Origin of the sequence: Arthrobacter sp. SLBN-100 (genome assembly GCF_006715305.1) — a bacterium.
Classification (GTDB): Bacteria; Actinomycetota; Actinomycetes; order Actinomycetales; family Micrococcaceae; genus Arthrobacter.
Genome location: NZ_VFMY01000001.1, coordinates 849203 through 875245, shown reverse-complemented (window position 1 = coordinate 875245; position 26043 = coordinate 849203). Strand labels below are relative to the sequence as shown.

The 26043-nt window shown below is 64.5% G+C and carries 21 protein-coding genes; 17 read left to right on the top strand and 4 right to left on the bottom strand.

The features are described 5' to 3' along the window. Positions 1-13: 13 nt before the first annotated feature. From FBY31_RS04040 to pdxS, 6 genes are all read left to right on the top strand, one after another. Positions 14-352, top strand: a complete 339-nt coding sequence (locus tag FBY31_RS04040) for a DUF6504 family protein (protein ID WP_142037211.1) — start codon at positions 14-16, stop codon at positions 350-352. Further along, the gene (locus FBY31_RS04035; RefSeq protein ID WP_142037208.1) at positions 349-3837 is read left to right on the top strand and encodes a DNA polymerase III subunit alpha; all 3489 of its coding nucleotides are present in this window, start codon (positions 349-351) and stop codon (positions 3835-3837) included. Before FBY31_RS04040 ends, FBY31_RS04035 begins: the two co-directional genes overlap by 4 nt. Positions 3838-3953: 116 nt before the next feature. Then, positions 3954-5963 carry a threonine--tRNA ligase gene (gene thrS, locus FBY31_RS04030; RefSeq protein ID WP_142037205.1) on the top strand — a complete coding sequence of 670 codons (2010 nt, stop codon included), beginning with the start codon at positions 3954-3956 and terminating at the stop codon, positions 5961-5963. Positions 5964-5980: 17 nt separating this feature from the next. Further along, positions 5981-6568, top strand: a complete 588-nt coding sequence (locus tag FBY31_RS04025; protein ID WP_142037202.1) for an HIT family protein — start codon at positions 5981-5983, stop codon at positions 6566-6568. Beyond that, positions 6558-7181, top strand: coding sequence for a phosphatidylinositol phosphate synthase (gene pgsA / locus FBY31_RS04020; protein WP_142037199.1), 624 nt, complete (start codon positions 6558-6560; stop codon positions 7179-7181). The genes FBY31_RS04025 and pgsA overlap by 11 nt, the downstream gene beginning before the upstream one ends. A gap of 146 nt (positions 7182-7327) precedes the next feature. Further along, a complete protein-coding gene (gene pdxS, locus FBY31_RS04015) occupies positions 7328-8254 on the top strand; it encodes a pyridoxal 5'-phosphate synthase lyase subunit PdxS (RefSeq protein WP_050054898.1) in 927 nt (308 codons plus the stop codon). A 280-nt stretch (positions 8255-8534) separates the two neighbouring features. On the opposite strand, the gene FBY31_RS04010 is transcribed toward pdxS, so the two are convergent. Continuing rightward, the gene (locus FBY31_RS04010) at positions 8535-10547 is read right to left on the bottom strand and encodes a M3 family metallopeptidase (protein WP_142037196.1); all 2013 of its coding nucleotides are present in this window, start codon (positions 10545-10547) and stop codon (positions 8535-8537) included. Positions 10548-10631: 84 nt separating this feature from the next. On the opposite strand from FBY31_RS04010, the gene FBY31_RS04005 reads away from it, so the two are divergent. Further along, positions 10632-11906 (top strand): CapA family protein, encoded by a 1275-nt coding sequence (locus FBY31_RS04005; RefSeq protein WP_442858161.1) that lies wholly within the window; start codon positions 10632-10634, stop codon positions 11904-11906. A gap of 3 nt (positions 11907-11909) precedes the next feature. Next, entirely contained in the window at positions 11910-13280 is a 1371-nt protein-coding gene (locus FBY31_RS04000) for a ferredoxin reductase family protein (RefSeq protein WP_235012924.1), read from the top strand. 18 nt (positions 13281-13298) lie between these two features. Here FBY31_RS04000 and FBY31_RS03995 read toward each other — a convergent pair whose 3' ends face one another. Further along, positions 13299-14060: a type 1 glutamine amidotransferase gene (locus tag FBY31_RS03995; protein WP_142037192.1), complete on the bottom strand. Its 762-nt coding sequence runs from the start codon at positions 14058-14060 to the stop codon at positions 13299-13301. Beyond that, the gene (locus FBY31_RS03990; RefSeq protein ID WP_142037189.1) at positions 14057-15349 is read right to left on the bottom strand and encodes a Mur ligase family protein; all 1293 of its coding nucleotides are present in this window, start codon (positions 15347-15349) and stop codon (positions 14057-14059) included. The genes FBY31_RS03995 and FBY31_RS03990 overlap by 4 nt, the downstream gene beginning before the upstream one ends. Before the next feature lie 90 nt (positions 15350-15439). On the opposite strand from FBY31_RS03990, the gene pdxT reads away from it, so the two are divergent. From pdxT to FBY31_RS03945, 9 genes are all read left to right on the top strand, one after another. Then, on the top strand, positions 15440-16150 hold the full coding sequence (gene pdxT, locus FBY31_RS03985) for a pyridoxal 5'-phosphate synthase glutaminase subunit PdxT (protein WP_142037185.1): 711 nt from the start codon (positions 15440-15442) through the stop codon (positions 16148-16150). A 3-nt stretch (positions 16151-16153) separates the two neighbouring features. Next, positions 16154-16909 (top strand): YebC/PmpR family DNA-binding transcriptional regulator, encoded by a 756-nt coding sequence (locus tag FBY31_RS03980; RefSeq protein ID WP_142037182.1) that lies wholly within the window; start codon positions 16154-16156, stop codon positions 16907-16909. A gap of 68 nt (positions 16910-16977) precedes the next feature. Continuing rightward, a complete protein-coding gene (ruvC, locus tag FBY31_RS03975) occupies positions 16978-17556 on the top strand; it encodes a crossover junction endodeoxyribonuclease RuvC (protein WP_142037179.1) in 579 nt (192 codons plus the stop codon). Positions 17557-17655: 99 nt separating this feature from the next. Then, positions 17656-18300 carry a Holliday junction branch migration protein RuvA gene (gene ruvA, locus FBY31_RS03970; protein WP_142037177.1) on the top strand — a complete coding sequence of 215 codons (645 nt, stop codon included), beginning with the start codon at positions 17656-17658 and terminating at the stop codon, positions 18298-18300. Next, the gene (gene ruvB, locus FBY31_RS03965; RefSeq protein ID WP_142037174.1) at positions 18293-19381 is read left to right on the top strand and encodes a Holliday junction branch migration DNA helicase RuvB; all 1089 of its coding nucleotides are present in this window, start codon (positions 18293-18295) and stop codon (positions 19379-19381) included. Before ruvA ends, ruvB begins: the two co-directional genes overlap by 8 nt. 209 nt (positions 19382-19590) lie before the next feature. Further along, on the top strand, positions 19591-20016 hold the full coding sequence (yajC, locus tag FBY31_RS03960; protein ID WP_142037171.1) for a preprotein translocase subunit YajC: 426 nt from the start codon (positions 19591-19593) through the stop codon (positions 20014-20016). Between the two features lie 102 nt (positions 20017-20118). After that, a complete protein-coding gene (gene secD / locus FBY31_RS03955) occupies positions 20119-21879 on the top strand; it encodes a protein translocase subunit SecD (RefSeq protein ID WP_142037168.1) in 1761 nt (586 codons plus the stop codon). Continuing rightward, positions 21879-22895, top strand: coding sequence for a protein translocase subunit SecF (secF, locus tag FBY31_RS03950; protein WP_142037165.1), 1017 nt, complete (start codon positions 21879-21881; stop codon positions 22893-22895). The genes secD and secF overlap by 1 nt, the downstream gene beginning before the upstream one ends. A 133-nt stretch (positions 22896-23028) precedes the next feature. Continuing rightward, positions 23029-25416: a RelA/SpoT family protein gene (locus FBY31_RS03945; protein ID WP_142037162.1), complete on the top strand. Its 2388-nt coding sequence runs from the start codon at positions 23029-23031 to the stop codon at positions 25414-25416. Here the strand turns inward: FBY31_RS03945 and FBY31_RS03940 are convergent. Next, the gene (locus FBY31_RS03940; RefSeq protein ID WP_142037159.1) at positions 25297-26034 is read right to left on the bottom strand and encodes a type IV toxin-antitoxin system AbiEi family antitoxin; all 738 of its coding nucleotides are present in this window, start codon (positions 26032-26034) and stop codon (positions 25297-25299) included. The two genes, FBY31_RS03945 and FBY31_RS03940, sit on opposite strands and share 120 nt — an antisense overlap. Positions 26035-26043: the final 9 nt, after the last annotated feature.

Below are 26043 nucleotides of genomic sequence, written 5' to 3'. Positions count from 1 at the left end.
CGGGAGGCGCCCCTTGGGTATGTTCAGCGAATCCGTTGACGTCTCCTGCGCCCCTGACGGCCACCCGGTGGCTGTTGTTTGGGCGGGTCGTGCCTATTCTGTGTGTGCCGAACCCGTCCGCTGGTACGAACGCCGCCAGTGGTGGGCCGAAGAAACCCGCGCACCGCTGGGAAGCGGCCCCGGGCTGGTGGACCACGAAATCTGGCGGGTCCAGGTGCAGCGTTCAGCCCCGGGCTCCGGCGGATTCAAGGAACAGGAAGAGACGCTCACCCTTGACCTCACCCGTCACATCCGCAGCGGCCGCTGGCGGCTCCTGCGGATCCATGACGCCCTGCGCCCCAGAACAGCATGAGCTTCACGCACCTCCACGTCTCCACCGCATTCAGCGCCCACTACGGAGTTTCCTGGCCCGAGGAACTGGCGCAGGCCGCTGCTGCTGACGGCGCAAGCGCGCTCGGCTGCACGGACCGGGACGGCCTGTACGGCACCATCAAGCACCTCAAAGCGTGCATGGGTTCCGGCATTGACCCCATCGTAGGGGTGGACCTTGCGGTCTATGACGACGACGCCGATCACCGCACCCAGCTGGCAGGCCGGGTGGTGGTGCTGGCCCGCGGCCACAACAACGGGGCCGGCTACCGCGCGCTGTGCCGGTTGGTGTCCGACGCCCACGCCCGCACCTCGGGTAAAGCCGGTGGAGCTGTGCCCGTAGCCGTGACCAGGGCTGAACTTGCCTCCCGCGCCCTGGATCCCCACACCCTGAAACCCGTGCTGATGGTCCTGATCGGGCCGGATTCCGACGTCGGACGTGCCATGGGCGGGCGGCGTTACCTACGGCCGCGCACCCTTTTCAAGCAGTGGCTGGATGCCATGCCGGCAGGAACTGTTGTGGCCGAGGCCGTTTCCCAACTCAGCGCCCCGGGAAAACCGTTGAGCACGGCGCATGCCGTCCGGATGCTCAAACTCGCGGAGGAACACAACGTCCCCGCAATCCTCAGCAATGCGGTCCGGTACTGCGCGGAGGACGGCGCCGCAACCGCAGACGTACTGGATTCTGCACGGACCCTGAAATCCCTTCCGGAACTGGCCCAGGAACCACTGCTGCAACCCAACGGCCAGGGCTGGCTGAAATCCTCACACCAGATGCTGCAGCTGGGTAAGGAAATCATTTCCGCAGCAGGCTATGGTGCCGAAGACCTTAACAGGCTGATGGCACAAACAGAGGCGCTCGCCGATGCTTGCAGGATTGACCCCGTCACGGACATGGGCTGGAAGCAGCCGGTGGTGCCGGAAGCTGCGGTCATCGGGATCAGCCAGGATCCGCACTTGGAACTGGTGCAGCGCTGCCGCGCCGGGATCGGCAGGAGGTTCCCTGGAATCGCCGGGAACAGCGAAAAGGAAATGCTCCACCGGCTCGACCATGAGCTGGGCATCATCCAGAACCTGGGGTTTTCCTCCTACTTCCTCACCGTCGCGGAGGTTTCGCGCATGATCCAGGAGATGGGGGTGCGGGCGGCCGCCCGAGGCTCCGGAGCCTCCAGCCTGGTCAACTACCTCATTGACGTCAGCCAGGTAAACCCGCTGCAGCACGACCTCATCTTCGAACGCTTCCTTTCCCGGGACCGGGCCACCTTGCCGGATATCGATATCGACGTCGAAAGTGCCGAGCGGCATAACGTGTACCACCGGATTTTTGAGCGCTTTGGTTCAGAACGCGTCACGCTCATGAGCATGCAGAACGGCTACCGGGCCCGGGGTGCGGTGCGCGACGCCGGCCTTGCCCTGGGGATGGATGACGGCGACGTGGGGGACATCGCCAAGCAGCTGTGGCGGTTCTCAGCCTCCAAGTTCCGTGAGGCGCTGCAGGAGAAGCCCGAGCTAAGGGAATTTGCCGGCCGGGTGGAACAGCGGGATTCCCACGGCAACCAGCAACTGGACCTGCTGGTGGACCTGACCGAACGCCTGGACCGTTTGCCGCGGCACATCTCCATGCATCCGTGCGGCGTGATCCTGGGTGACGCCACCTTGCTGGACCGTACCCCTGTACAGCCCAGCGGCCTGGGACTGCCCATGAGCCAGTTCGATAAGCACGACATGGATCCCATGGGCATGCTCAAGCTCGATGTCCTGGGCGTGAGGATGCAAAGTGCCATGGCATTTGCCGTTCGGGAGATCATCCGCATCCATCCCTCCAAAAAGGATGTGGTGGCAGCGGGCGGCCATGCCGCCGGGCCCGACGGCTCGGGGCCGGACTTCATTGCTGAGAACGGGCACATCGACCTCAACGCCATTCCCCTGGACGATGAGCCCACTTTTGAACTCATCCGGAGCACCCATACCCTGGGCTGCTTCCAGATCGAGTCTCCCGGGCAGCGTGAACTGATCGGCAAGATGGCGCCCCGGGAGTTTAATGACCTCATCATCGATATCTCGCTTTTCCGTCCGGGGCCCATGAAGTCGGACATGGTGCGGCCCTTCCTGGAACACCGCCATGGGTTTGCCCCGGAGGTCTACCCCCACCCGCTCCTGAAGCCGGTGCTCCAGGAAACCCACGGGGTGACGGTTTTCCACGAGCAAATCCTGAGGACATTCGACGTGATGACCGGGTGCGGGCTTGCTAAGGCCGATGAATTCCGGCGGGCCCTCAGCAACGAGGTTGGGGAATCCCAGGTGGAGGAGTATTTCCGCAGGCAGGCAAAGATTAAGGGCTTTTCCCCCGACGTCGTTGACAAGGTATGGGGAACCCTGAAGTCCTTTGCCAGCTTTGGGTTCTGCAAAGCCCATGGTGCTGCCTTCGCCGTGCCTACCTACCAGTCAGCCTGGCTGAAGGCGCACCACCCTGAAGCTTTCCTGGCCGGCCTGTGGGAGCACGATCCGGGCATGTATCCCAAGCGGCTCCTGGTGGCGGAGGCCAGGCGGCTGGGGATCCCCATCCTTCCCCTGGACATCAACCTCAGCAAAGGGGAGTACCAGGTGGAGCGGATCCGGCAGGGCCCGGATGCCGGGAAGCTCGGGATCCGGCTGAGCCTGAACGGGATCTACGGGTTGTCCGCCACCGAGCTGAAAAGGACTGTTGCCGGCCAGCCGTACGACTCCCTCGCAGACCTCCGGGCGCGCTCGCGGCTGAGCAAGCCAAGCATCAAACGCCTGGCCCAGCTGGGTGCTTTTGATTCCCTCCACCGTGAGGCGGGCGGAATGGCCAACCGGGCAGACCTGGTCCAGCACCTGACACGGCTGCAAAATGCAGGCAGCGGACGGAAAGGCGTCGAAGTGCTTGAGGGGCAGCTGTCCCTCCCCCTGGGCGATGTAGAGCTGCGCAACGTCAAACCTGGGCTGCCCGCGCCTACCCTCGTCGAGAATGTCCGGGCTGAGCTGGACCTGATGGCCATTGACGTCAGCAGCCACCTGATGGAGAGCCACCGTCCCACGCTGGACAGGCTTGGTGTGACTACGGCGGACAAGCTCCTGGGCCTGCGCAACGGGACCGAGGTCCTGGTGGCCGGGGTGCGGGTAGCCACCCAGACGCCCCCCATGCGCGGAGGCAGGAGGGTGGTGTTCATCAGCATTGATGACGGCACCGGCTGCATCGATTCGGTCTTCTTCCATGAGGCCCAGGAAAATGCCGGCCTTCTCCTGTTCGGAACCCGGCTCCTGCTCATCCGCGGCACCACCAGACGGACAGGCCCCCGGGGAATCAGCCTCAGCGCAAGCATGGCCTGGGACCTCAGCCGCACCGAAAGCCTGCCGTTCCCAACTCCGGCCGACCAGGACGGTGACGGCCCGCATCCCCTTGACGGGATCAGCAGGAGCCTGGCGATTACTGGTTTTAGCGGTTGAGTCTGCCGTGTGCCGCTTTGGTCGGCCCTTCGCGGAACCGATAGCATTGACGGTGGCTGGCTGTGGTCCCCGTATGCCACAAGCTATGAAGCCTTAACTTTGAATAGGAGACACCCGTGTCAGATGCCCAGCAGATCACCCTTCTCGTCGATGGCGAAGAGACCAAGGTGACTACCGGGACAACCGGTGCGGAACTCTTCTTTGAGCGCCGTGATGTTGTTGTAGCCCGCGTCAATGGCGAGCTGAAGGACTTGGACCAGGAACTGCCGGAAGGCGCCGCGGTTGAGGGTGTCACCATCGATTCCCCGGACGGGCTGAACGTGCTCCGCCACTCCACGGCCCACGTGATGGCCCAGGCGGTCCAGCAGCTGCGCCCCGACGCCAAGCTGGGCATCGGCCCGTACATCACCGACGGCTTCTACTTTGACTTTGATGTCTCCGAGCCCTTCACTCCCGAGGACCTCAAAACCCTCGAAAAGATGATGCTCAAGATCGTCAACCAGAACCAGAAGTTCGTCCGCCGCGTCGTCTCCGAGGACGAGGCCCGCGAAGCGATGAAGAACGAGCCCTACAAGATTGAACTGCTGGGCAAGAAGAATGATGCTGCCGAAGCCGGCGAGGGCGTCAACGTCGAGGTGGGCGCCGGCGATATCACCATCTACGACAACGTTGAGCGCAAGGAAGGGACCACCGTCTGGTGCGATCTCTGCCGCGGCCCGCACCTGCCCAACACCAAGATGATCTCCAACGCCTTCGCGCTCACCCGCTCGTCCTCGGCCTACTGGCTGGGAAACCAGAAGAACCAGCAGCTGCAGCGGATCTACGGTACGGCCTGGCCCACCAAGGAGGCTCTCAAGGCGTACCAGGAACGCATCGCGGAGGCCGAGCGCCGCGACCACCGCAAGCTCGGCTCTGAACTGGACCTGTTCTCCTTCCCGGACGAACTCGGCTCAGGCCTTCCCGTCTTCCATCCCAAGGGCGGCATCATCCGCAAGGAGATGGAGGACTACTCGAGGCAGCGCCACGTCGAGGCAGGCTACGAGTTCGTGTACACGCCGCACATCACCAAGGGCCACCTCTACGAAGTCTCCGGCCACCTTGACTGGTACAAGGACGGCATGTTCCCGGCGATGCACGTGGATGCCGAGCTCAACGAGGACGGCACCGTACGCAAGCCCGGCCAGGACTACTACCTGAAGCCGATGAACTGCCCCATGCACAACCTCATCTTCCGGTCCCGCGGGCGCTCATACCGCGAGCTGCCGCTGCGGCTGTTCGAATTCGGGTCGGTTTACCGGTACGAGAAGTCCGGCGTCGTGCACGGCCTCACCCGTGTGCGCGGCATGACACAGGACGACGCCCACATCTACTGCACCCGCGAGCAGATGAAGGACGAACTCACCAAGACCCTGAACTTCGTCCTGGACCTGCTCAAGGACTACGGGCTCAACGACTTCTACCTGGAACTGTCCACCAAGGACCCGGAAAAGTACGTCGGTGACGACGCCGCCTGGGATGAAGCCACCAGGACCCTCGCGGAAGTGGCGCAGGAATCCGGGCTGGAACTCGTGCCCGATCCCGGGGGAGCTGCCTTCTACGGTCCCAAGATCTCCGTCCAGGCGAAGGACGCGCTGGGCCGCACCTGGCAGATGTCCACCATCCAGCTGGATTTCAACCTGCCTGAACGCTTCGAACTGGAATTCCAGGCCGCCGATGGCACGAGGCAGCGTCCGGTGATGATCCACCGTGCGCTCTTCGGGTCGGTGGAGCGGTTCATGGGTGTGCTCACCGAGCACTATGCCGGAGCCTTCCCGGCGTGGCTCGCACCTGTCCAGGTGGTGGGCATCCCTGTGGCGGAGACGTTCAACGAGTACATGTTCGACGTCGTCGATCAGCTTAAGGCGGCAGGTATCCGTGCCGAGGTGGATACGTCCTCGGACCGGTTCCCCAAGAAGATCCGCACTGCCAGCAAAGACAAGATCCCGTTTGTCCTGATCGCCGGCGGTGATGATGCCGAGGCTGGTGCTGTCTCGTTCCGCTTCCGGGACGGAAGCCAGGACAACGGCGTGCCCGTGGCCGAGGCAATCAAGCGGATCACTGAGGCCGTCCGGAACCGGACCAGCTAGCGGAAACGGAACAGGCCGTGCAGGAGAACACAGGCGCAGGATATCCAGGGGATGCCGGCGTTACCGACGACTTTGACCTCGCCGGTGTCCCGGACGCTTTCCAGCGCCTGTGGACTCCGCACCGCATGGCCTATATCAAGGGCGGCCAGCACCAGTTCAAGAACGAAAACGATTGCCCGTTCTGCGTTGGCCCCGGACGTACCGATGAGGAAGCACTCATCGTCCACCGGGGAAGGACCTGCTATGTGGTGCTGAACCTGTTTCCGTACAACCCGGGGCATCTTTTGGTTTGCCCGTACCGCCACATCCCCGACTACACAGACCTGACCTTGGAGGAGACGGCGGAGTTCGCCGAGCTCACCCAGACCGCCATGCGGGTCCTGCGGAAAGTGTCCAATCCGGGCGGTTTCAACCTGGGGATGAACCAGGGCGTGGTGGGCGGAGCCGGCATCGCCGCGCACCTGCACCAGCACATCGTTCCCCGGTGGGGCGGCGACGGGAACTTCTTCCCCATCATCGCCCAGACCAAGGCGATTACCCAGACCCTTAATGAGGTCCGCCAGCAGGTCGCCGACGCCTGGCCCGGGGAGACGGATGCTGAATAAGCACGCGCGCGGGTTCTTCACAGCGCTGTTCACCCCGCTCGCCCGTTGGCTTCTCCGGATGGGCGTTTCACCCGACGCCGTCACGATCATCGGCACGGCCGGGGTGGTGGTGGGGGCCCTCGTCTTCTATCCGCTGGGGCAGCTCTGGTGGGGAACACTGTTCATTACCGCGTTCATCTTCTCCGACGTGCTCGATGGCATCATGGCCAGGATGCAGGCGGTGGGCGGCCGGTGGGGCAACTTCCTCGACTCCACCCTGGACCGGATCGCCGACGGCGCCCTGTTCGCGGGACTCGCCGTGTGGTTCTTCACGGGCGGGGCCAACGTCCCCATCGCGATGGCGGCCACCGTTTGTCTCGTCCTGGGCATGGTGGTTTCCTATGCCAGGGCCAAAGCTGAGTCACTGGGCTTCACCGCCAACGTGGGCATCGCCGAACGCGCGGAACGCCTGGTTTCGGTTCTGGTGGTCACCGGATTTACCGGCCTTGGGCTCCCGGGCGTGGTGTTGCTGGTAACGCTCGCGCTGCTCGCCCTCGCCAGTTTCATCACGGTGGTCCAGCGCGTAATCTCCGTACGCCGCCAGGCGTTTGCGGAGCCCACGCCGGCTGATTAACACGAATTCAGCCGGTCGGCCGCGGTGAGACTAGTATTAGGACTGCCCGGTCAATGGATCCGGCAACCCGGTGTGTGTAAACACGGCATCTGACGTGCCGCCCTGCACGCCCGGCGAAGGTCATCTATCTACCCATAGGGGTTTTTGTGTCTACACCTGATGTAAGCAACGAGGCCGGTTCGTCCGCGAACAGCGTCACGGGCAGCAGCCGCGTGAAGCGGGGCATGGCTGAGATGCTCAAGGGCGGCGTCATCATGGACGTCGTCAACGTCGAACAGGCCCGCATCGCCGAAGACGCCGGTGCTGTCGCTGTGATGGCGCTGGAACGCGTTCCGGCAGATATCCGCGCCCAGGGCGGCGTGTCCCGGATGTCCGATCCGGACATGATCGACCAGATCATCGACGCGGTGTCTATTCCTGTTATGGCCAAGGCGCGCATCGGCCACTTCGTCGAGGCCCAGATCCTGCAGTCACTTGGCGTGGACTACATTGACGAGTCCGAGGTCCTGACCCCGGCCGACTACGTCAACCACATCGACAAGTGGAACTTCAAGGTTCCCTTCGTCTGCGGTGCCACCAACCTCGGTGAGGCGCTGCGCCGCATCAATGAGGGCGCTGCGATGATCCGCTCCAAGGGCGAGGCCGGTACCGGTGACGTCTCGAACGCCACCGGCCACATGCGCCAGATCCGTTCCGAGATCGCCAAGCTCGCCGCACTGCCTGAGGACGAGCTGTACGTTGCCGCGAAGGAACTGCAGGCACCGTACGAACTGGTGAAGGAAGTTGCCGCCGCCGGCAAGCTTCCGGTGGTGCTGTTCACCGCCGGTGGCATCGCCACCCCGGCCGATGCCGCCATGATGATGCAGCTCGGCGCTGACGGTGTCTTCGTCGGCTCCGGCATCTTCAAGTCCGGCAACCCCGCCCAGCGCGCCGCCGCCGTCGTGAAGGCCACCACCTTCTTTGACGACCCCGACGTAATCGCGAAGGCTTCCCGCGGCCTGGGCGAAGCCATGGTGGGCATCAACGTCGACGAGATCCCCCAGCCGCACCGCTTGGCCGAGCGCGGTTGGTAATTTCTCTGGTTTGTGCCTGGCGACGCTGATCCTCTGCGCGCTATTCCCCGCGCTCTCCTGGCAGCTTTTGTAGCTGGCCGGGGCGCGGGGGCCCTTTTACGCGCGCTGCCGGATCACCCCCCGCCTGTCGCCTTTGATCCTGACATACGACGCCGGCCCGTCACCTCTCTTGGTGGCGGGCCGGCGTCGTTGTTGGTTGAGCTTGTCGAAACCCCGTCGATTGCTCCGTAACTGCCCTTTTGCGCTTCCAAAAGGGCCACTTCGGAGCAATCGATCGGGGTTATTCCAGGCCGCGGCGTTTTAGGAGGGGCTCTAGTTTGGCTTCACGGCCTCGGAGGGTGCGGAAGGACTCCAGGGGGTCGCGGCTGTTTCCGCGGGACAGGAGCTCCTGGCGGAACCGTTCGCCGTTGGCCCGGGTCATGCCGCCGTTCCCGGTGAACCAGTCCACCGTTTCGGCGTCCAGAACCTCACTCCAGATGTAGGAGTAGTAGCCTGCCGCGTAGCCTGCCCCGGCGAAAACGTGCTGGAAGTACCCTGTGCGGTAGCGCGGCGGAATCAGGGCGTGGGCGATCCCGGCGGCCGCGAGGGCTTTATCCTCGAAAGCCGCGGCATCCTCAGGCACCTCCCCGGGTCCCAGAACATGCCAGGCCAGGTCCAGCAGGGCCGCTGCCAAGTACTCGGTGGTGGCGAAGCCCTCACCCCACAGCTGCGATTCGTTGAGTTTGTCCACGATGTCACGGGGGAGCGGCTCCCCGGTTTTGTAGTGCTTCGCGTAGTTGGCAAGCACCTCCGGCCACATGATCCACATCTCGTTAACCTGGGATGGGTACTCCACAAAGTCGCGGGGGACAGCGGTGCCGGAAAACCTCGGATAAGTCACATTGGAGAACAACCCGTGCAGGGCATGGCCGAACTCATGGAACGTGGTCCGCAGTTCATCGAGGGTCAGCAGCGTGGGTTCGCCCGCCGGCGGCTTGGAGATGTTCAGGTTGTTGATGACTACGGGCGCGGTTCCCAGCAGCTCCGATTGTTCCACCAGCGAATTCATCCAGGCACCTCCGCGCTTGGATTCGCGCGTGTAGTAGTCGCCCAGAAACAGGCCCAAAGCACTGCCATCCTCGTTCCGGACCTCCCAGGCGCGCACATCCGGGTGGTAGCCGGCCAGGTCCGTCCGCTCGTGGAAGGTGATGCCGTAAAGGGAAGTTGCGGCGAAGAAGACACCATCAGTGAGGACCCGGTCCAGCTCGAAGAACGGGCGGAGTGCCTGCTCGTCAACTTCGTATTTTTCCCGCCGGACCTTCCCGGAGTAATAGGCCCAGTCCCAGGCCTCCAAGGGGTGGCCTGCTGCCTCCACAAGGGCTGCGGCCTCGCGGTCGGCGTTGCGGACAGCGGCGGGTGCCATGCGGTTCAGCATCGCCTGGACCGACTCGAAATCGGGTGCGGTTTGGCGGTCAACCACCAGTTCGGCGTAATTGGCAAAGCCCAGCAGGGCTGCCTTTTCGGCGCGCAGGGCCGCCATGGACCTGGCGATCTCCAGGACGTCGAGGTTGCCGCCGCTGCTGCCGCGGGCCACCGCGGCCTCAAAGAGACGACGGCGGATGTCCCGGTTCTCGAGGACGGCGAGGGCGGGTTGGTTGGTGGGCTGGATCAGCGTCAGGAGGAACTTCCCGTCGTGCCCGGCGGCGCGGGCCGCTTCTTCGGCGCGGGCCACGTCCTCCGCAGGCATTCCGGCCAGGTCCGCCGGGTCATCAAGCAGGAGGGCTGCCGACTTCATCCCTTCCTTGACCCGCTGGCCGAACTCGGTGCCCAACCGCGAGAGTTCCGCGTTGATCTCCCTGAGCCGCTCCTGGCCGCCCTTGTCCAGCTGGATACCGGACTGCCGGAATTCCTTCAAGTACTCTTCCACCAGGCGTTCCGACTCCGGATCGAGGCCGGATGTGTCGATGGCAGCGAAGCGTTCGTAAAGAACCCGGTTCAGGAAAACCTCATCCTGATGGGCGGAAAAGCGCGGGGACAGTTCCGTTTCAAGATCCCGGACGTCATCCGTTGCATCGGCGGACACCAGGGTAAAGAAGGCGGCAGAGGTCCTCTGCAGCAATTGGCCGGACCGCTCCATAGCCACAGCCGTGTTGTCGAAGGTGGCGGGGTCCGGGTTCTCCACAATGGCCTGGATTTCGGCCAGGTGCTCCGCGAATCCAGCCTCGGCGGCCTCGGCGTAGTGCGAAAGCTGGATTTCCGCGAAGGGAGGCAGGCGGAACGGAAGCGGGCTGGGACGAAGCAGGGGGTTTGTCATGACGCAAATCTTCCACACGGGCCACGCCTTCTCAACGACCCCAAATGTTCGCGGCGGACGGGGACAGTACCTACAATGACCGCTATGGGGATAAGTTGGGGCGGTGCCGCTGCTGCGCGTGCAGGCGCCAGCATCTGCGCGTTGTTCGCGGTTGCCGGGCTGGCCGGTTGCGGCTTGGTGGCCGAGCAGAACGGGCAGACCCCACGGCCTGCGGTTTCCAGCTCGCAGGTTCCGGGTTCAGGCGCGTCAGCCCTCACCACCGCTCCTGCTACCAGCCCCACGCCGACGCCCACTCCCACCCCCGGCAAGGGCCCGGCCTGCCCGGTGTTGCGGTGCACGTCGGTTCTGGTCACCGGCGACATGCTGGTCCACACCCAGCTCTGGCAGCAGGCGCAGCTGGATGCGGCTGCAGCGGGCAAGCCCGGCTTCGATTTTGTGCCACTGCTGGAAGGACAGCGCCGGTACATCAACAACAGCGACCTTGCCGTCTGCCACCAGGAAACGCCGGTGGCCGGTCCCGAGGGTCCCTTCTCAGCGTATCCGTCATTCAACGTTCCGCCCCAGATCATCCCCGGCGCCAAGAATGTGGGTTACCAGGCATGCACCACGGGCAGCAACCACACCATCGACCGCGGCACGGACGGACTGCTGCGCACCCTTGATGCGCTGGATGACGCCGGCCTCAAACACACAGGTTCCTACCGGACCGAAAATGAGTCCCGGGGGATCCTCATCCTGGAGACGCCCGCCGCGAAAGTGGCAATCATTGAGGCTGCGTACGGGCTCAACGGACTGGTCCCCGACCACCCGTGGCAGGTGGACATGCTGGACGCCCCGGCCATGATCGCCAAGGCGGTGAAGGCCCGGGAGCTCGGCGCGGACATCGTCCTGGGTGCGATGCATGCAGGTGAGGAGTACGCCAGTGAACCGAACGCACAGCAGCAGGAGGTTGCGCATGCCCTGGTGGACAGCGGGCAGTTCAACCTGGTCTACGGGCACCACACCCATTCGGTGCTGCCCATCGAAAACTACAAAGGTACCTGGATTGTGTACGGCCTCGGCAACGGCATCACCGAACTGTCACCCTGGTACGTGGTCAACAATGAGGGCCTGCTGGTCAGGGTGCAGTTTGGCCAGGACGCCGCCGGAAAATGGTCTGCCACCGACCTTGGCTGGGCACCATCGGTGATTGTCCGCGATCCCTACCGCTGGTGTTCGCTAGCCGCCGATGCCCCGCAGGGGCCGTGCGCGGGCCCGGAAGCGGACGCCGCCACGAGGCTGCGGACCGCCACGGTGGTGGAATCCCGTGGAGCGGCAGCAGCCGGCGCCCACGAACTCCTGATCAGCAAGGAGCCCTGAAACGTGTCCGGCATCCAGCCGGCCAACCCGCACAGGCGCGCGGCAATCTTCGGGGTGCCCGTCCGGCTGATGGGTCCGTTGGCCATCGGCTTCCTCGCTGTCGGGTACGGGGTGCTCTGGTTGCTGGTACGCCCGCCGGGCGAGCCGATGGCGGGCCACCTCGGCCAGCTGTTCGGCGGCGAATCCATCCTGCTCATGTCCATCGCGCTGGTGCTGATCAGTACTCTCCCGCACGTCGAGGCGCTTTTTGGCGGCATCGATTACGCAGCAATCTGGCACCGCCGGGTCGCCATCGCGGGGACGGTCCTTTTGGTGCCCCACGTGGAGCTGGCAGCCAATCCGCACGCCACCAGCCTGGGTAAGGCACTGGCGGTTCCGGCAGCCGTGGGCCTGTCCGCGCTCATTGTCTGGGCCATCCTGCCGCGTTGGCGAACGATGCTGCCCGCGGCGCTTCACGACGTCGTACTGCGAACGCGGGACACAAGGGCGGTGCGGCTGGTCGCGCGGATCCTCGGGGGTTATGAACGGTGGCGCGGCTTTCACCGGCTGACGGGCCTGTTTGTGGCTGCCGGCTTCCTGCACGGGCTGCTGGACGCCACGGCCTTCGAAGCTACCCCGGTGCTCCGCTGGAGCTATGTGGCCATCGGCGGTACCGGGCTGGCGTTCTATGGCTACCGGGAACTGCTGGCACGCCATTTCCTGCCGTATCACGACTACCAGGTGGACCACATCAGGACCGTGGAGCCCGGCCTGGTCGATGTACACCTGAAGCCGTTGGGGAAGCCCCTGGACTTCAGGCCGGGACAGTTCGCGATGATCTACCTCGAAACAAAGGATGGCTGGCAGCGGCATCCGTTCTCGATTTCGGGAGCGCGGGGCGGCCAAGGCATCCGGATCACCGTGAAGGCGCTGGGAGACCATACGACCAAGCTTCCGGACGTCGTCCAGCCTGGCATGCCCGCAGTGGTCAGCGGGCCCTACGGCAGGTTTGACCGCCGGGCGGGAACGTCCCGCCAGGTGTGGATCGCCGGTGGTGTGGGCATCACGCCATTCCTGAGCTGGCTTCGGTCCCTCGACGGGGAGCTCACGGAAACTGTCGACTTTTTTGTCACCTCAGCCGGCCGTTCGCCCTTTGCCGAGGAGATCGGATTGATCGCGAAAGACCACCCGCGGCTGACCGTCCATCTGGTCGACACCAGCACCGGTGGCCGATTGACTCCGCAACGGGTACTGGACGCTGTGAAGGCCGATCCGCGGGAGCTCTCCGTTTTCATGGGCGGTCCGGACACCATGCTGCGCCAATTCAGGAAGGGCTTCCGTGCCGCAGGCGTCCGCCGGGCCAACATCCACCGCGAGTATTTCAACTGGCGCTGAACGGGTGACGCACTGCCCTCAGCGCGGCCGGCGTGCTGCGTGTTCCCTGGCCAGCTCCGCGAAATGGTCATCCGGGTGGCCCGGCTCGAACGTCCCGAACTTCCGCTCCGCAGCCGTCCGGATCAGGAAATCCGCGATCGCCGGGTTCTTCGGCAACAGCGATCCGTGCAGGTAGCTCGCCACGATGTTGCGGTACCGGGCGCCTTCCTGGCCGTCGCTGCTGTTGTTTCCGGTGCCCTTGGGAACGGTGCCGAGGGGCCGCACTCCGCTGCCGAGCCTGGTCTGGCCGCTGTGGTTCTCGTAGCCGAGGACTTCGCCGAACTCGGGCGTGGCCACCTTGACGTTGCCGATGAGGCGTTCGTCGGTTCCGTGGGTTTCCACGTCCAGGACGCCGATGCCGGGGATGACCGCCCCGGTGCGCGTCTTGAAGAAGTGTCCGAAAAGCTGGTAGAGCCCGCAGATGACCAGCATCGGGGCGCCGTCCTCGGCGAGGTCCTTCAGGATTGCCGCCCGCGACTGCAGGTCGTCCTGGATGACCAGCTGTCCGCTGTCCTGGCCGCCGCCGCCCAGAATGATGTCCACGTCATCGGGGAATGGATCTCCCACGTTGTATTCGAGCAGTTCCGGGGTGTACCCGTGCCAGCGGAGCCGCTGCTGCAGAACCAGGGCGTTGCCCCAGTCGCCGTAAATGTTCATGTCCCGCGGATACAGCTGCACCACGCGGATGGTGCCCTTGCTCTCGGAGCTTTCCCTAGCGGGATTCGCGCCTGACTGGCTCAAGAGACAACCTCCACGGTGGTGATTTTGGACAGCTCGCGGCGGATCGCCAGCATGGCGGTGTAGGTGCAAAAAATGCGCTTGGGTTTGCCGTGGGCCTCCCTGATGAAGGCGGCCAGGGCCGGCGCGATGTCGGTCTCCACGGCCGCGATCGGGACGTCGTCGTACTGCAGGCGCAACGCCATGTCGTAGGCACGCGATCCGGTGACCTGGTCCACTCCGCCCTCGCGCAGCGAGTCGAATTCCACGTCCCACAGCCAGGACATGTCGCGGCCGTCGGCGTAGTTGTCGTTGATGGCGATCATGGTGGCGTAGCCGCCGGCGGGAAAGGACTTCAGCCCCAGCCGGAAGCCGCTCGGGTTCTTCACCAGGACGAGGTCCAACGGCTGCCCGTCCACGGTGAGGCTCTCGCCGCGGCCAAATGCCGGTTGAACCTGGGAGAGTGCCTCCAGCAGGGTGGCATGGTTCGCGGCGGCCGCGCCCCCGCCACAAATGCTGCGCGCAAGCGTCAGCGCCGCCGCCGCATTAAAGATGTTGTACACGCCGCGCAGCTTCATGCCGGTGGTGACAGTGCCGCCGTCGTACTCGAATACAGCGCTGTCCGCGCCGACCTTGCGGAGTACGACGTCGGCAGCGGGCTTCTCCGGAAGTCCCCCGGGGGCAGGACTTCCGGGAGCGGCGCGCATGTCGTCGTCGTTGGGGAAAGTTCCCAGCAGCGAATCGTCCAGGCCGAAGTACTTGACCTCCTGGCCCGTCAGCGTTGCGGCGATCCGGGCGACGCGTGGATCCTCGCGGTTCAGCACCACCGTTTCCGTGGTTTTCGCTGCGATGTGCTGGAGCAGCTGGGCTGTTTTGTCGATCTCGCCGAAACGGTCCAACTGGTCGCGGAGGACGTTCAGGAGGAGGCAGTAGCGCGGGGGCACACTGTTGACGAAATGAACGGCGTGGGCCTCGTCCAGTTCCAGGACCGCAACGTCGGCGTCGAGCCGGCCGCGCCAGTCCACTTCGCCGAGCAGGGCCGCTGCCACGCCGCGGGTGAAGTTGCTGCCGGTGCGGTTGGTGAAGACCTTCAGCCCCTGGCTCTCCAGCAGCTCCACCACCATTTTCGTGGTGGTTGTCTTGCCGTTGGTGCCGCTGACGACGGCGACGCCGTGGGGGAGGGTGGTGAGGGTCCGCCGCATGAAGCCGGGATCAATTTTTTCGACCACCAGCCCTGGAAAGGCAGACCCGCCGCCCCGGAGCCGGGAGGCCCGGCGGACCAGCTTGCCGAGCGGAACGCTGAAGGAGAACATGGTTCGAATATATCCCAGCAACGGTATACAGCTGCCGCCGGGGACGGCCTTGCGGCCGGCCGGAAAGCGACGGCGCCGTATGCTGGATGGATGACAAATTCGCTTTCAGCTGCTTCGGCGCGCGCAGGTTCCGGTCTGAGGATCGGCGTGCTGGCGCTCCAGGGTGACTTCCGTGAACACCTCCGGGCCGTCGAAGCAACCGGCGCGGAGGCGGTGGGAATCCGCCGCCCGAAGGAGTTGGACGGCCTGGATGGCCTCGTCATTCCCGGCGGTGAATCCACCGCCATCGATAAGCTCGCGCGCGCTTTCGACCTGGCCGGGCCGCTGAAGGAGCGCATCGCTGAAGGGCTGCCGGTTTACGGTTCCTGCGCCGGCATGATCCTGCTGGCCTCTGACATCGCCGATCCAGCCACGGACCTTTCCGGAGCTCCGCAGCAGACGTTCGGCGGGCTGGACATCACCGTGCGCCGCAACGCGTTCGGCCGGCAGCGCGAGTCATTCGAGACGGACCTGGACTTCAAGGGACTGGACTTCAGCGCCACGGAATCCGGGGTTCCCCCCGTCCACGCCGTCTTCATCCGCGGACCCTGGGTGGAGCGCGTAGGACCGGATGTTGAGATCCTGGCCCAGGTGGAACCGGCGGATCCGGAGCACGCGTCCCACGCAGTTCCGCTGCCGGGGACGGCTAGAATTGTTGCAGTGCGTTCCGGCCACCTGCTGGCCACCTCCTTCCACCCGGAAGTGACTGGGGAGAAACGCGTACACGAACTTTTTATCCGCATGATCAGAGGAGAAGCGTAAAGCATGTCAGGCCACTCCAAATGGGCGACGACTAAGCACAAGAAGGCCATCCTCGATAGCCGCCGTGCAAAATCGTTCGCCAAACTGATCAAGAACATCGAAGTCGCTGCCCGTATGGGGGGCCCGGACCTCTCCGGCAACCCGGGCCTGGAACTCGCTGTCACCAAGGCGAAGAAAACTTCCGTTCCGGCTGACAACATTGACCGCGCCATCAAGCGTGGCGCCGGCCTGACCGGCGAAGTGGTGGACTACACCGAGATCATGTACGAATGCCGCGGCCCGCAGGGTTCGGCGCTGCTCATCGAGTGCCTGACGGACAACAAGAACCGCGCAGCCTCGGAAGTCCGCCTGGCCATCTCCCGCAACGGCGGCACCATCGCCGATCCCGGTTCGGTCAGCTACCTCTTCAGCCGCAAGGGCGTGGTATCCCTGCCCAAGAAGGAGCTCACGGAGGATGACGTCCTGATGGCTGTCCTCGACGCCGGTGCCGAGGAAGTCAAGGACAACGGCGATTCATTCGAAATCCACTCGGATCCGAAGGACCTGCAGGCTGTCCGCGATGCACTCAAGGATGCAGGGATCGAGTACGACACGGACGAGGCCGAGTTCGTCCCGTCCATGGAAGTGCCCCTGGACCTGGAAGCCGCCAAGAAGTTCATGAAGCTGGTTGACGCCTTGGAAGACCTCGACGACGTCCAGAACGTCTACAGCAACGCCGACCTCAGTGACGAAGTCCAGGCTGCCCTGGAATCCGAGTGACATCCGGCGGTGCCTGCTGAACCCTCGACTCCTGCTGTTCTCCGGCTTGCTGCGGGAACCGGACGCCCGTGACGCTGCGCGTACTGGGGGTTGACCCCGGACTGACCCGTTGCGGCATCGGCGTAGTGGACGTGGAGCGGAACAGGCGCGCCACCATGGTGGCCGTAGGGGTCGTGGGAACCTCGCCAGGGGAAACCCTGGACCAGCGGCTCCTGGTGATCGCCCTGGCCATCGACGAATGGCTGGACCGCTACGAACCCCAGGTCCTCGCCGTCGAACGCGTCTTTTCCCAGCTCAACGTCAGCACCGTGATGGGGGTTGCCCAGGCGTCCGGCGTGGTGATTGCCGCCGCAGCGCGCCGCGGAATCCCCGTGGCCCTGCACACGCCGTCGGAAGTCAAAGCAGCGGTAACGGGCAGCGGCTCCTCCAACAAGGACGCGGTGACCAAGCTCGTCACCAAGATCCTCCGGCTGGATGCACCGCCGCGCCCGGCCGACGCGGCGGACGCCCTGGCGCTGGCTATTACCCATGCCTGGCGGGCAGGCAGCGGGGCGGCTGTTGCCACCACCGGGCCCGGCAGTTCGTCGCTGACGCCGGCGCAACGGGCATGGGCCGAAGCCGAAGCGAAGGTGCGGCGTGCCCGTTGATTGTCCTGGCTGCTTGCTAGGGTATTCGTAGATATGTTCGGATAGCCGGTCCTGCCCTCTTTCCAGGTGGCAGCCCGGCAGTACACCAGGAGCCCGGCCTTGATCAGTTTCCTTCGCGGAACCGTCGCGCACGTAGGCCTGTCCACGGCCGTAATCGACCTCAACGGTGCGGGGATGAGTGTTAACGCCACGCCCCAGACCCTCAGCAGGCTCCGTGCCGGAGAGGAGGGCCAGCTCTTCACGTCCCTGATCGTGCGTGAGGATTCCCTAACGCTATTTGGCTTCGCGTCCGACGACGAACGGGAAGTTTTCGACATCCTGCTCAGTGTCAGCGGGGTTGGCCCCAGGCTGGCACTTGCGGTTCTTGCCGTGCATGATCCGGAGGCCATCCGGGTGGCGGCACACACCGGCGACAGCAAAACCTTCACAAAAGTGCCCGGCATCGGTCCCAAGGTGGCCGGCCGGATCGTCCTGGAGCTCGCCGGAAAACTGGTGCCGCACGGCACTGCCGGTTCAGCGAATACACCTACCGCCGCGGAAGCCGCCTGGAAGCCCCAGGTGGTGGCCGCGCTGGCAAGCCTCGGCTGGTCCGCAAAAGACGCCTCCTCGAGCATCGACAAGGCCTTGGCCGACGATCCCGAGGTATCTTTCCGCGGGAACGTGCCTGAGATCCTGCGCACCACCCTCCGCTGGCTGGGCCAGGACGGGGCACGGGCCGGCAACCGCGTAGGCAGCCGTGGTTGAACAGTCGCTGGTGGCCGCGGGGGAGGAGCCGGAAGAGCGGGCCATCGAAGCCGCCCTCCGGCCCAAGAACCTCGACGACTTTGTTGGCCAGCACCGGGTGCGGAAGCAACTGTCGCTGGTGCTGCAGGCGTCCCGCATGCGCGGCCGGAGCGCCGACCACGTACTGTTCTCGGGCCCGCCCGGGCTCGGCAAGACAACACTGGCCATGATTGTGGCCTCCGAGATGAACGCGCCGCTGCGGATCAGCAGCGGCCCCGCCATCCAGCACGCCGGCGACCTCGCTGCCATCCTTTCCTCCCTGTCCGAGGGCGAGGTCCTGTTCCTGGACGAAATCCACCGGATGTCCCGGCCGGCTGAAGAAATGCTCTACATGGCCATGGAGGACTTCCGGGTGGACATCGTGGTGGGCAAGGGCGCCGGGGCGACGGCCATCCCGCTCGAACTCCCTCCTTTCACTCTCGTCGGCGCCACCACCCGTGCCGGCCTGTTGCCGGGACCGCTGCGCGACCGGTTTGGCTTTACCGGGCACCTGGAGTTCTATTCAGTGGCCGAGCTTGAGCTTGTCCTGCGGCGCTCCGCCGGGCTGCTGGACCTGAAGGTCAACTCCGCCGGATTCAGCGAGATCGCCGGCCGTTCCCGGGGCACTCCCCGTATCGCCAACAGGCTGCTGCGGCGCGTCCGTGACTGGGCTTTGGTGCATGGCATCGAACAGATTGATGCGCGGGCAGCGTCCGCAGCCCTGGACATGTATGAAGTGGATAAGAAGGGCCTCGACCGGCTGGACCGGTCAGTCCTCGAAGCGCTGATCACCAAGTTCGGCGGCGGCCCCGTGGGCCTGTCCACCCTGGCCATCGCAGTCGGTGAGGAAACGGAGACGGTGGAGACGGTGGCCGAACCCTTCCTGGTGCGCGAGGGGCTGCTGGGACGCACGCCGCGGGGCAGGATCGCCATGGCTCCGGCCTGGACCCACCTCGGCTACGCCGTCCCGTCCGGAGTGTTCGGGCAGGAGCCGCTGGACCTTTTCGATACCGCGGGAGACGGCGCCGACGGCACCGAAGACTGGGCCCCGGAAAGCCAATAGCAGGCTCCCTTCAGCTTTTCCCTTTAGACTGGTATGACGCTCGGCACGTTCGGGTCTTTGTTTCGTGGGCGGCACACGCCGCCCGCGTCGCTGGGGAAGGAACCCGTCAGGCCTCTGCCTGCCTGATAGTTCTGCCCCGGCCGGAGCGAAGCCGATGTTGCTGGAAAATCAGCTAGGCAATTTAAAGGACGGAATTCCCCTTGGATCCAATGTCAATTCTCCTGTTCGTCATGCTCGGCGTGTTCATCTTCATGATGTTCCGCCGCAACAAGAAGACGCAGCAGCAGCAGGCGGAACTCCAGTCGAAGTTCGGCCCGGGCGTCGATGTCATGACCAGTTTCGGCCTCTTCGGGCGGATCGTGGACATCGACGAGGCGGAAAACAAAGTCACCCTGGAACTTTCCCCCGGCAACCTGGCCACTGTGCACCGGCAGGCTGTCACCAAGGTCATGGAGCCGGCCGCTGCGCCGGAAGTTACTTCCCCCGCAGTGCCTGACGATGCTTCGTCACTCACCGGACAAGAACACGCGGCACAGGAACACGCAGCACAGGAAACTGGAACTCCGGCCCAGCAGGCCGAGACGCCGGACGAGACCCTGAAGCGCCTCAATGATGAGGGCAAGAAGGACAACTAGTCCCCTTTAGCGCTGTTCAACACCTCGACGGCTGTGGAACGCCGCCGGTGCCGGCATCACCAGGCCCCGGCGGTTCCTCCGTGAATAAGAGAAAGATCAACAATGGCACGAACTGGCCTTAAGAAACCAGGCCTCAGGGTCCTGGTCTGGCTCGGCGTAATCATCGTCGCGCTGACCGCTGTCCTGGCCGGCGGCACCATGGCCGGGAAGGCAAGCTGGGCGCCGAAGCTGGCCCTGGACCTCGAAGGCGGCACCCAGATGATCCTGGCGCCCAAGGTTGAGGGCGGTTCGGACATCAATGAAGAACAGCTCAACCAGGCTGTGGCGATCATCCGCCAGCGCGTGGACGGTTCCGGTGTTGCCGAAGCCGAGATCAGCACCCAGTCGGGGCGCAATGTGGTGGTCAGCCTTCCGGGCACCCCCTCAAGCCAGACGCGCGACCTGATCCAAGCCTCCGCCGACATGAACTTCCGCCCGGTCCTGCTCAACGGGGCAGGCGCTGCCGTCCCTGAGGAGGGGCGGGCACCGGAAGACCAGTTGCCCAAGCCGACGGCGGAACCCGCCAACAGCAGCGACACCAACTGGATCACGCCGGAAATCTACCGCCAGTTCGAAGCCCTTGACTGCGACAACCCGTCCCAGGACGAGCAGGAACGCTCGGACCCGGCCAAGCCGCTGGTCACCTGTGAACCTGCATCCGGGACCAACCCCGCGATCAAGTACATCCTGGGTCCCGTGGAGGTCAAGGGAAGCAACATCGTCACCTCCTCCTTCCAGCTCCAGCAGGGTGCACAGGGTGCCGTCACGAACGAGTGGGCAGTCAACATCCAGTTCGACGACGAAGGCACGGCCAAATTCAAAGAGGTCACCGAGCGCCTGAACCAGTTCTATGTGGCTGGCGGCGGGGAATCGGGCAATGACCCCAAGGCACAGTTCGCCATCGTTCTCGATGACCAGGTCATCTCCGCTCCGCGTTCGCTGGCCGTTATCACCGATGGCCGCCCGCAGATCACCGGCGGCTTTACGGAGCAGACCGCGAAGGCGTTGTCTGACCAGCTCCGGTTCGGCGCCCTGCCCATCAGCTTCGAAATTCAGAGCGAACAGCAGATTTCCGCCACCCTCGGCGGTGAGCAGCTGCGCATGGGCCTGCTCGCGGGCCTGATCGGCCTGCTGCTGGTGGTGGTCTACTCGCTGTTCCAGTACCGGGCCCTCGGTTTTGTAACCATCGCCTCGCTGGTGGTGGCCGGCATCCTGACCTACCTGGCCATCGCCATCCTGGGCTGGACGGAAAACTACCGGCTGTCCCTGGCCGGCGTGGCCGGCATCATCGTGGCCATCGGCCAGACGGCAGACTCGTTTATCGTCTACTTCGAACGCATCCGCGATGAGCTCCGTGAGGGACGCGGGCTGGTGTCCGCCGTCGAGAACGGCTGGAAGCGTGCCAAGCGGACCGTCCTGGCCTCCAAGGCAGTCAACCTGCTGGCGGCCCTGGTCCTGTACTTCGTGGCCGTCGGCAACGTGCGCGGCTTCGCCTTCACCCTGGGCCTGACCGCCATCGCCGACCTCATCGTGGTATTTATGTTCACCCACCCCACGCTGCAACTATTGGCCCGCACCCGCTTCTTCGGTGAAGGACACCGGTTCTCCGGCCTCGACCCCAAGCGGCTCGGCGCCGTTCCGCTGTACCGCGGTGCCGGCCGCCTCCGGACGCCTGAGGAACGGCCGGCCATCGCTGTCCGTACCAAGAATGCAGGCGCCGCAGCCGAGGCGGAACGCCGGATGACCATTGCCGAACGCCGACTGGCGCAGAAGCAGGAGCAGCTGGCAGGTTCATCGAAGTCTGCAGCGAAGGAGAACAAGTAATGCCAAGCTTCGCGACTTTCGGTAACGAGCTCTACACCGGCAAGCGCTCCTACAACTTTGTAGGAGCCAAGAAGATCTGGTTCATCATTGCAGCGGTGGCCGTTGCCCTGTCGATTCTCATCCCGGTTGCAAAGGGCGGCTTCAACCTCGGCATCGAGTTCCGCGGCGGGTCCGAGTTCACGGTCTCGAACGTCCAGACCACGGACGCCGCTCTGGGCGAGAAGGCCGTGACGGACGTGGTGACCGGAAGCGTCCCCCGGGTCGCCAACGTGGCCGGGACAACCATGCGGATCCAGACCGACAAACTCACGGACGATGAGACTCTTCGCATCAAGGAGGGCCTGACAACAGCGTACGGAGTCACGGACAACGAAGTGACCTCGACGTTTGTCGGACCCACGTGGGGCGCTGATGTCACCAAGCAGGCACTGATCGGCCTGGTGGTTTTTGTGCTCCTTGCCGCGGTGCTGATGGCTCTGTACTTCCGCACCTGGAAGATGTCACTCTCCGCCATCGCCGGCATGGCGGTGACCATGTTCGTGACAGCCGGGGTGTACGCCCTCAGCGACTTCGAAGTCACCCCGTCGGCCATCATCGGGTTCCTGACCGTCCTGAGCTACTCCCTCTATGACACGGTGGTGGTGTTCGACAAGATCCGTGAGAACACGGCTGACCTCGACGCGTCAACGCGACGCACCTTCGCGGAGGAAGTCAACCTTGCCGTGAACCAGACCCTGGTGCGCTCGATCAACACCATGATGGTTGCCATCCTCCCGGTGGGCGCCATTCTGTTCATCGGCGCCGGCCTCTTGGGGGCGGGAACACTGCGCGACCTCTCGCTCGCGCTGTTCGTCGGCATCCTGATCGGTACTGCGGCCACGATTTTCGTAGCCGCTCCCATGTATGCCTGGCTGCGCCAGAATGAGCCGGACCTCGTCAAGCAGGCCAAGCGGGTGGAGCAGCGGCGTGCCGCTGCGGTCCGGTCCACTGCTCCGGTGGAGCCGGCACAGGCTTAGCGCGTTGTGTAGGGGCCGGGCAGCGTCAGAATCCTGACGCTGCCCGGCCCCTACTGGTTTTAAGCGCCGGTTATAAAAGTCAGTGCGCTGAGGAATAGACTGGGGTAATTAAACGGTCATGAGGGGTGCTTCATTGGAAGAACGTTCTGCGTCGCTGCCGACGGCACAAGGAGATCAGGGTCCGGCCGGTGTGCAGACCGGCGCGGCCGCTTCTGCGCGCGCAGGTTCATTGGTACCCGTGGACTCCGGTTCCCGCCCCACTTTTCCAGGCCGACGGGAACGCACCAGATCCCGGCTTGCCCGCTTGACAGGCCGCGGTACCGCAAACTATTCACCTATCCTTGAGCCTTTGCTGAGGACGGTCCGGGCCAACAATCCCAAAGAGGATTTCGACCTCATCCAGCGCGCGTTCGACGTGGCAGAGCAAAGCCACCGCGGGCAGAAACGCAAGAGCGGTGATCCGTATATCACCCACCCGGTGGCGGTGGCCACCATCCTCGCCGAGTTGGGACTCAGCGGGACCACCCTGGCAGCCGCACTCCTGCATGACACGGTGGAGGACACCCCGTACACACTCGCCGACCTGAAGCGCGACTTCGGGCCCGAAGTGGCGATGCTCGTGGACGGGGTCACCAAGCTGGACAAGGTCAGCTTCGGCGAGGCCGCGCAGTCCGAGACAGTCCGCAAGATGGTCGTGGCCATGGCCAAGGACATCCGGGTGCTGATGATCAAACTCGCCGACCGGCTCCACAACGCCCGCACCTGGCGTTTCGTCTCCGCCGAATCCTCCGCCCGCAAAGCGCGTGAAACCCTGGAAATCTTTGCCCCGCTGGCGCACCGGCTGGGCATGAACACCATCAAGTGGGAACTGGAAGATCTGTCCTTCGCGGCGCTGTACCCCAAGGTGTACGAAGAGATCGTCCGCATGGTGGGGGACCGGACCCCCGAGCGGGAGAAGAGCCTGAGCGTCATCCGCGACCAGATCACCGAAGATCTCCGCACCGCCAAAATCAAGGCAACCATCACCGGCCGTCCCAAGCACTACTACTCCATCTACCAGAAGATGGTGGTCCGCGACAAGGACTTCGACGACATCAACGACCTGATGGGGGTCCGTGTCCTGGTGGACTCCGTGCGGGACTGTTACGCCGCCCTCGGCACCATGCACTCGCGCTGGAATCCGCTGCCCGGCAGGTTCAAGGACTACATCGCGATGCCCAAGTTCAACATGTACCAGTCGCTGCACACCACCGTGATCGGTCCCGGCGGCAAGCCGGTGGAAATCCAGATCCGCACCCACGAAATGCACCGCCGCGCCGAGTACGGTGTGGCCGCGCACTGGAAGTACAAGGACCAGCCCAACCGCACCGCAGTGGGCCCTGGCAGCCCGCGCGACGGCGACATGGGCTGGTTGCGCTCCCTGGTGGACTGGCAGCAGGAAACGTCGGATCCGGGTGAGTTCCTCGATTCCCTGCGGTTCGAGATCAATGCGCGCGAAGTGTTTGTCTTCACCCCAAAGGGTGAGGTCATGGCCCTGCCTGCCGGTTCCACTCCGGTGGACTTCGCCTACGCCGTCCACACCGAAGTGGGACACCGGACTATCGGCGCCCGGGTCAACGGAAAGCTGGTTCCGCTCAACAGCGAGTTGAACCACGGCGACTGGGTGGAGATCTTCACCTCCAAGGCCGAAGGAGCAGGGCCCAGCCAGGACTGGCAGCACTTTGTCAAGAGCGCCCGGGCACGCAACAAGATCCGCCAGTGGTTCAGCAAGGAACGCCGTGAAGAGGCGATCGACCGCGGCAAGGAACTCCTCACCCGTGCCATGCGGAAGCAGAACCTTCCCCTGCAGCGCCTGATGACGCATGAGGCGCTGGCCGCAGTTGCTGAGGAATTTAAGTACGTCGACATCTCCGGCCTTTATGCCGGCGTGGGTGATGGGCACACCTCCGCCCAGGCGGTCATGGAGAAGCTCGTCGAGAGCCTCGGCGGCAACGAGAGCGCCGATGACGACATCACCGAAGTCAGCATTCCCACCCAGGTCACGAAGGCACGCTTCTCCGATTCCGGCGTTGTGGTCCGTGGCGTCGGCGACGTCTGGGTGAAGCTGGCGCGCTGCTGCACTCCTGTTCCGCCTGATCCCATTCTCGGGTTTGTGACCAGGGGCTCGGGCGTATCCGTGCACCGGACGGACTGCACCAACATCTCCGACTTGAAGGACCAGCCGGACCGGATCGTTGATGTGGACTGGGCGCCTACGCAGTCCAGTGTGTTCCTCGTGGAAATCCAGGTTGAAGCGCTGGACCGGAAGTCGCTGCTGTCTGACGTTACGCGTGTGCTGTCCGAGAACCACGTAAACATCCTGGCTGCCAGCGTCCATACCTCCAGTGACCGGGTTGCCATCTCAAAGTTCGCCTTCGAGATGGGCGACCCCAAGTACCTGCACCACGTCCTGAGTGCTGTCCGCCGGATCGACGGCGTTTTTGACGTTTACCGCACCACGGGGAATAAGCGCCGGAGCTAACTGCGCAAGCTTTCCCAGTGCTGCCCTCTTGTGGGGTACCCGGGGACTCGCTTCGATGGCGAGAACCAGCAACCGCAGGCGTACATCGTTCTGCGGGCGGGCCAGCAAACTTTCCAGGGTGGGGATGGCCTTTTCTGCGTCTACATGAAGGGCGACGTCGAGCGCAGTGCGCAGGGGACTGGAGACCATCAAGCCGCCCAGGCTGACGACGTCGAAGGGCCCGAGCTTTACCTCGTGCAAAGTACAGCCCCTGGTGTTCCGGAGACTGGAGACACGGCGCTTGGCATCCACCAGCAGCGCCAGCCGGTCCGGCTCGCCCGCACAGCCATAGATCCACGCCGCCGTCATGCGCCCGGCCACTACCCGTTGGCGGACCGCTGCAGGAACTGCCCCTGCTGCCGCCCGTGCCCGGAGTTGCGGGGTGGCATGGGTTCCGGGCAGCGCATAGCCGTGCTGATGGAACCGTGTCAGCAGGCCATCGGCGGCCAGCGACTGAAGCTCCGGGAAGGCAAAGGGCATGCCCGGGGCATAAAGCTCAGGGAAACGCGGTACTGATTCTGCGCCGGAGGAGGAATCCACGCCGTGGGTGGCGGCGGGAGGAGCCGTTGGTGTCGCCATCCACCAATC

Coding starts and splice junctions, on each gene's coding strand:
- FBY31_RS03940 (WP_142037159.1), bottom strand. CDS start 26,034: ATGGCGACACCAACGGCTCCTCCCGCCGCCACCCACGGCGTGGATTCC.
- FBY31_RS04010 (WP_142037196.1), bottom strand. CDS start 10,547: ATGACAAACCCCCTGCTTCGTCCCAGCCCGCTTCCGTTCCGCCTGCCT.
- secD (WP_142037168.1), top strand. CDS start 20,119: ATGGCACGAACTGGCCTTAAGAAACCAGGCCTCAGGGTCCTGGTCTGG.
- pdxT (WP_142037185.1), top strand. CDS start 15,440: ATGACAAATTCGCTTTCAGCTGCTTCGGCGCGCGCAGGTTCCGGTCTG.
- FBY31_RS04035 (WP_142037208.1), top strand. CDS start 349: ATGAGCTTCACGCACCTCCACGTCTCCACCGCATTCAGCGCCCACTAC.
- FBY31_RS03980 (WP_142037182.1), top strand. CDS start 16,154: ATGTCAGGCCACTCCAAATGGGCGACGACTAAGCACAAGAAGGCCATC.
- FBY31_RS03990 (WP_142037189.1), bottom strand. CDS start 15,349: ATGTTCTCCTTCAGCGTTCCGCTCGGCAAGCTGGTCCGCCGGGCCTCC.
- yajC (WP_142037171.1), top strand. CDS start 19,591: ATGTCAATTCTCCTGTTCGTCATGCTCGGCGTGTTCATCTTCATGATG.
- FBY31_RS04005 (WP_442858161.1), top strand. CDS start 10,632: ATGGGGATAAGTTGGGGCGGTGCCGCTGCTGCGCGTGCAGGCGCCAGC.
- pgsA (WP_142037199.1), top strand. CDS start 6,558: ATGCTGAATAAGCACGCGCGCGGGTTCTTCACAGCGCTGTTCACCCCG.
- secF (WP_142037165.1), top strand. CDS start 21,879: ATGCCAAGCTTCGCGACTTTCGGTAACGAGCTCTACACCGGCAAGCGC.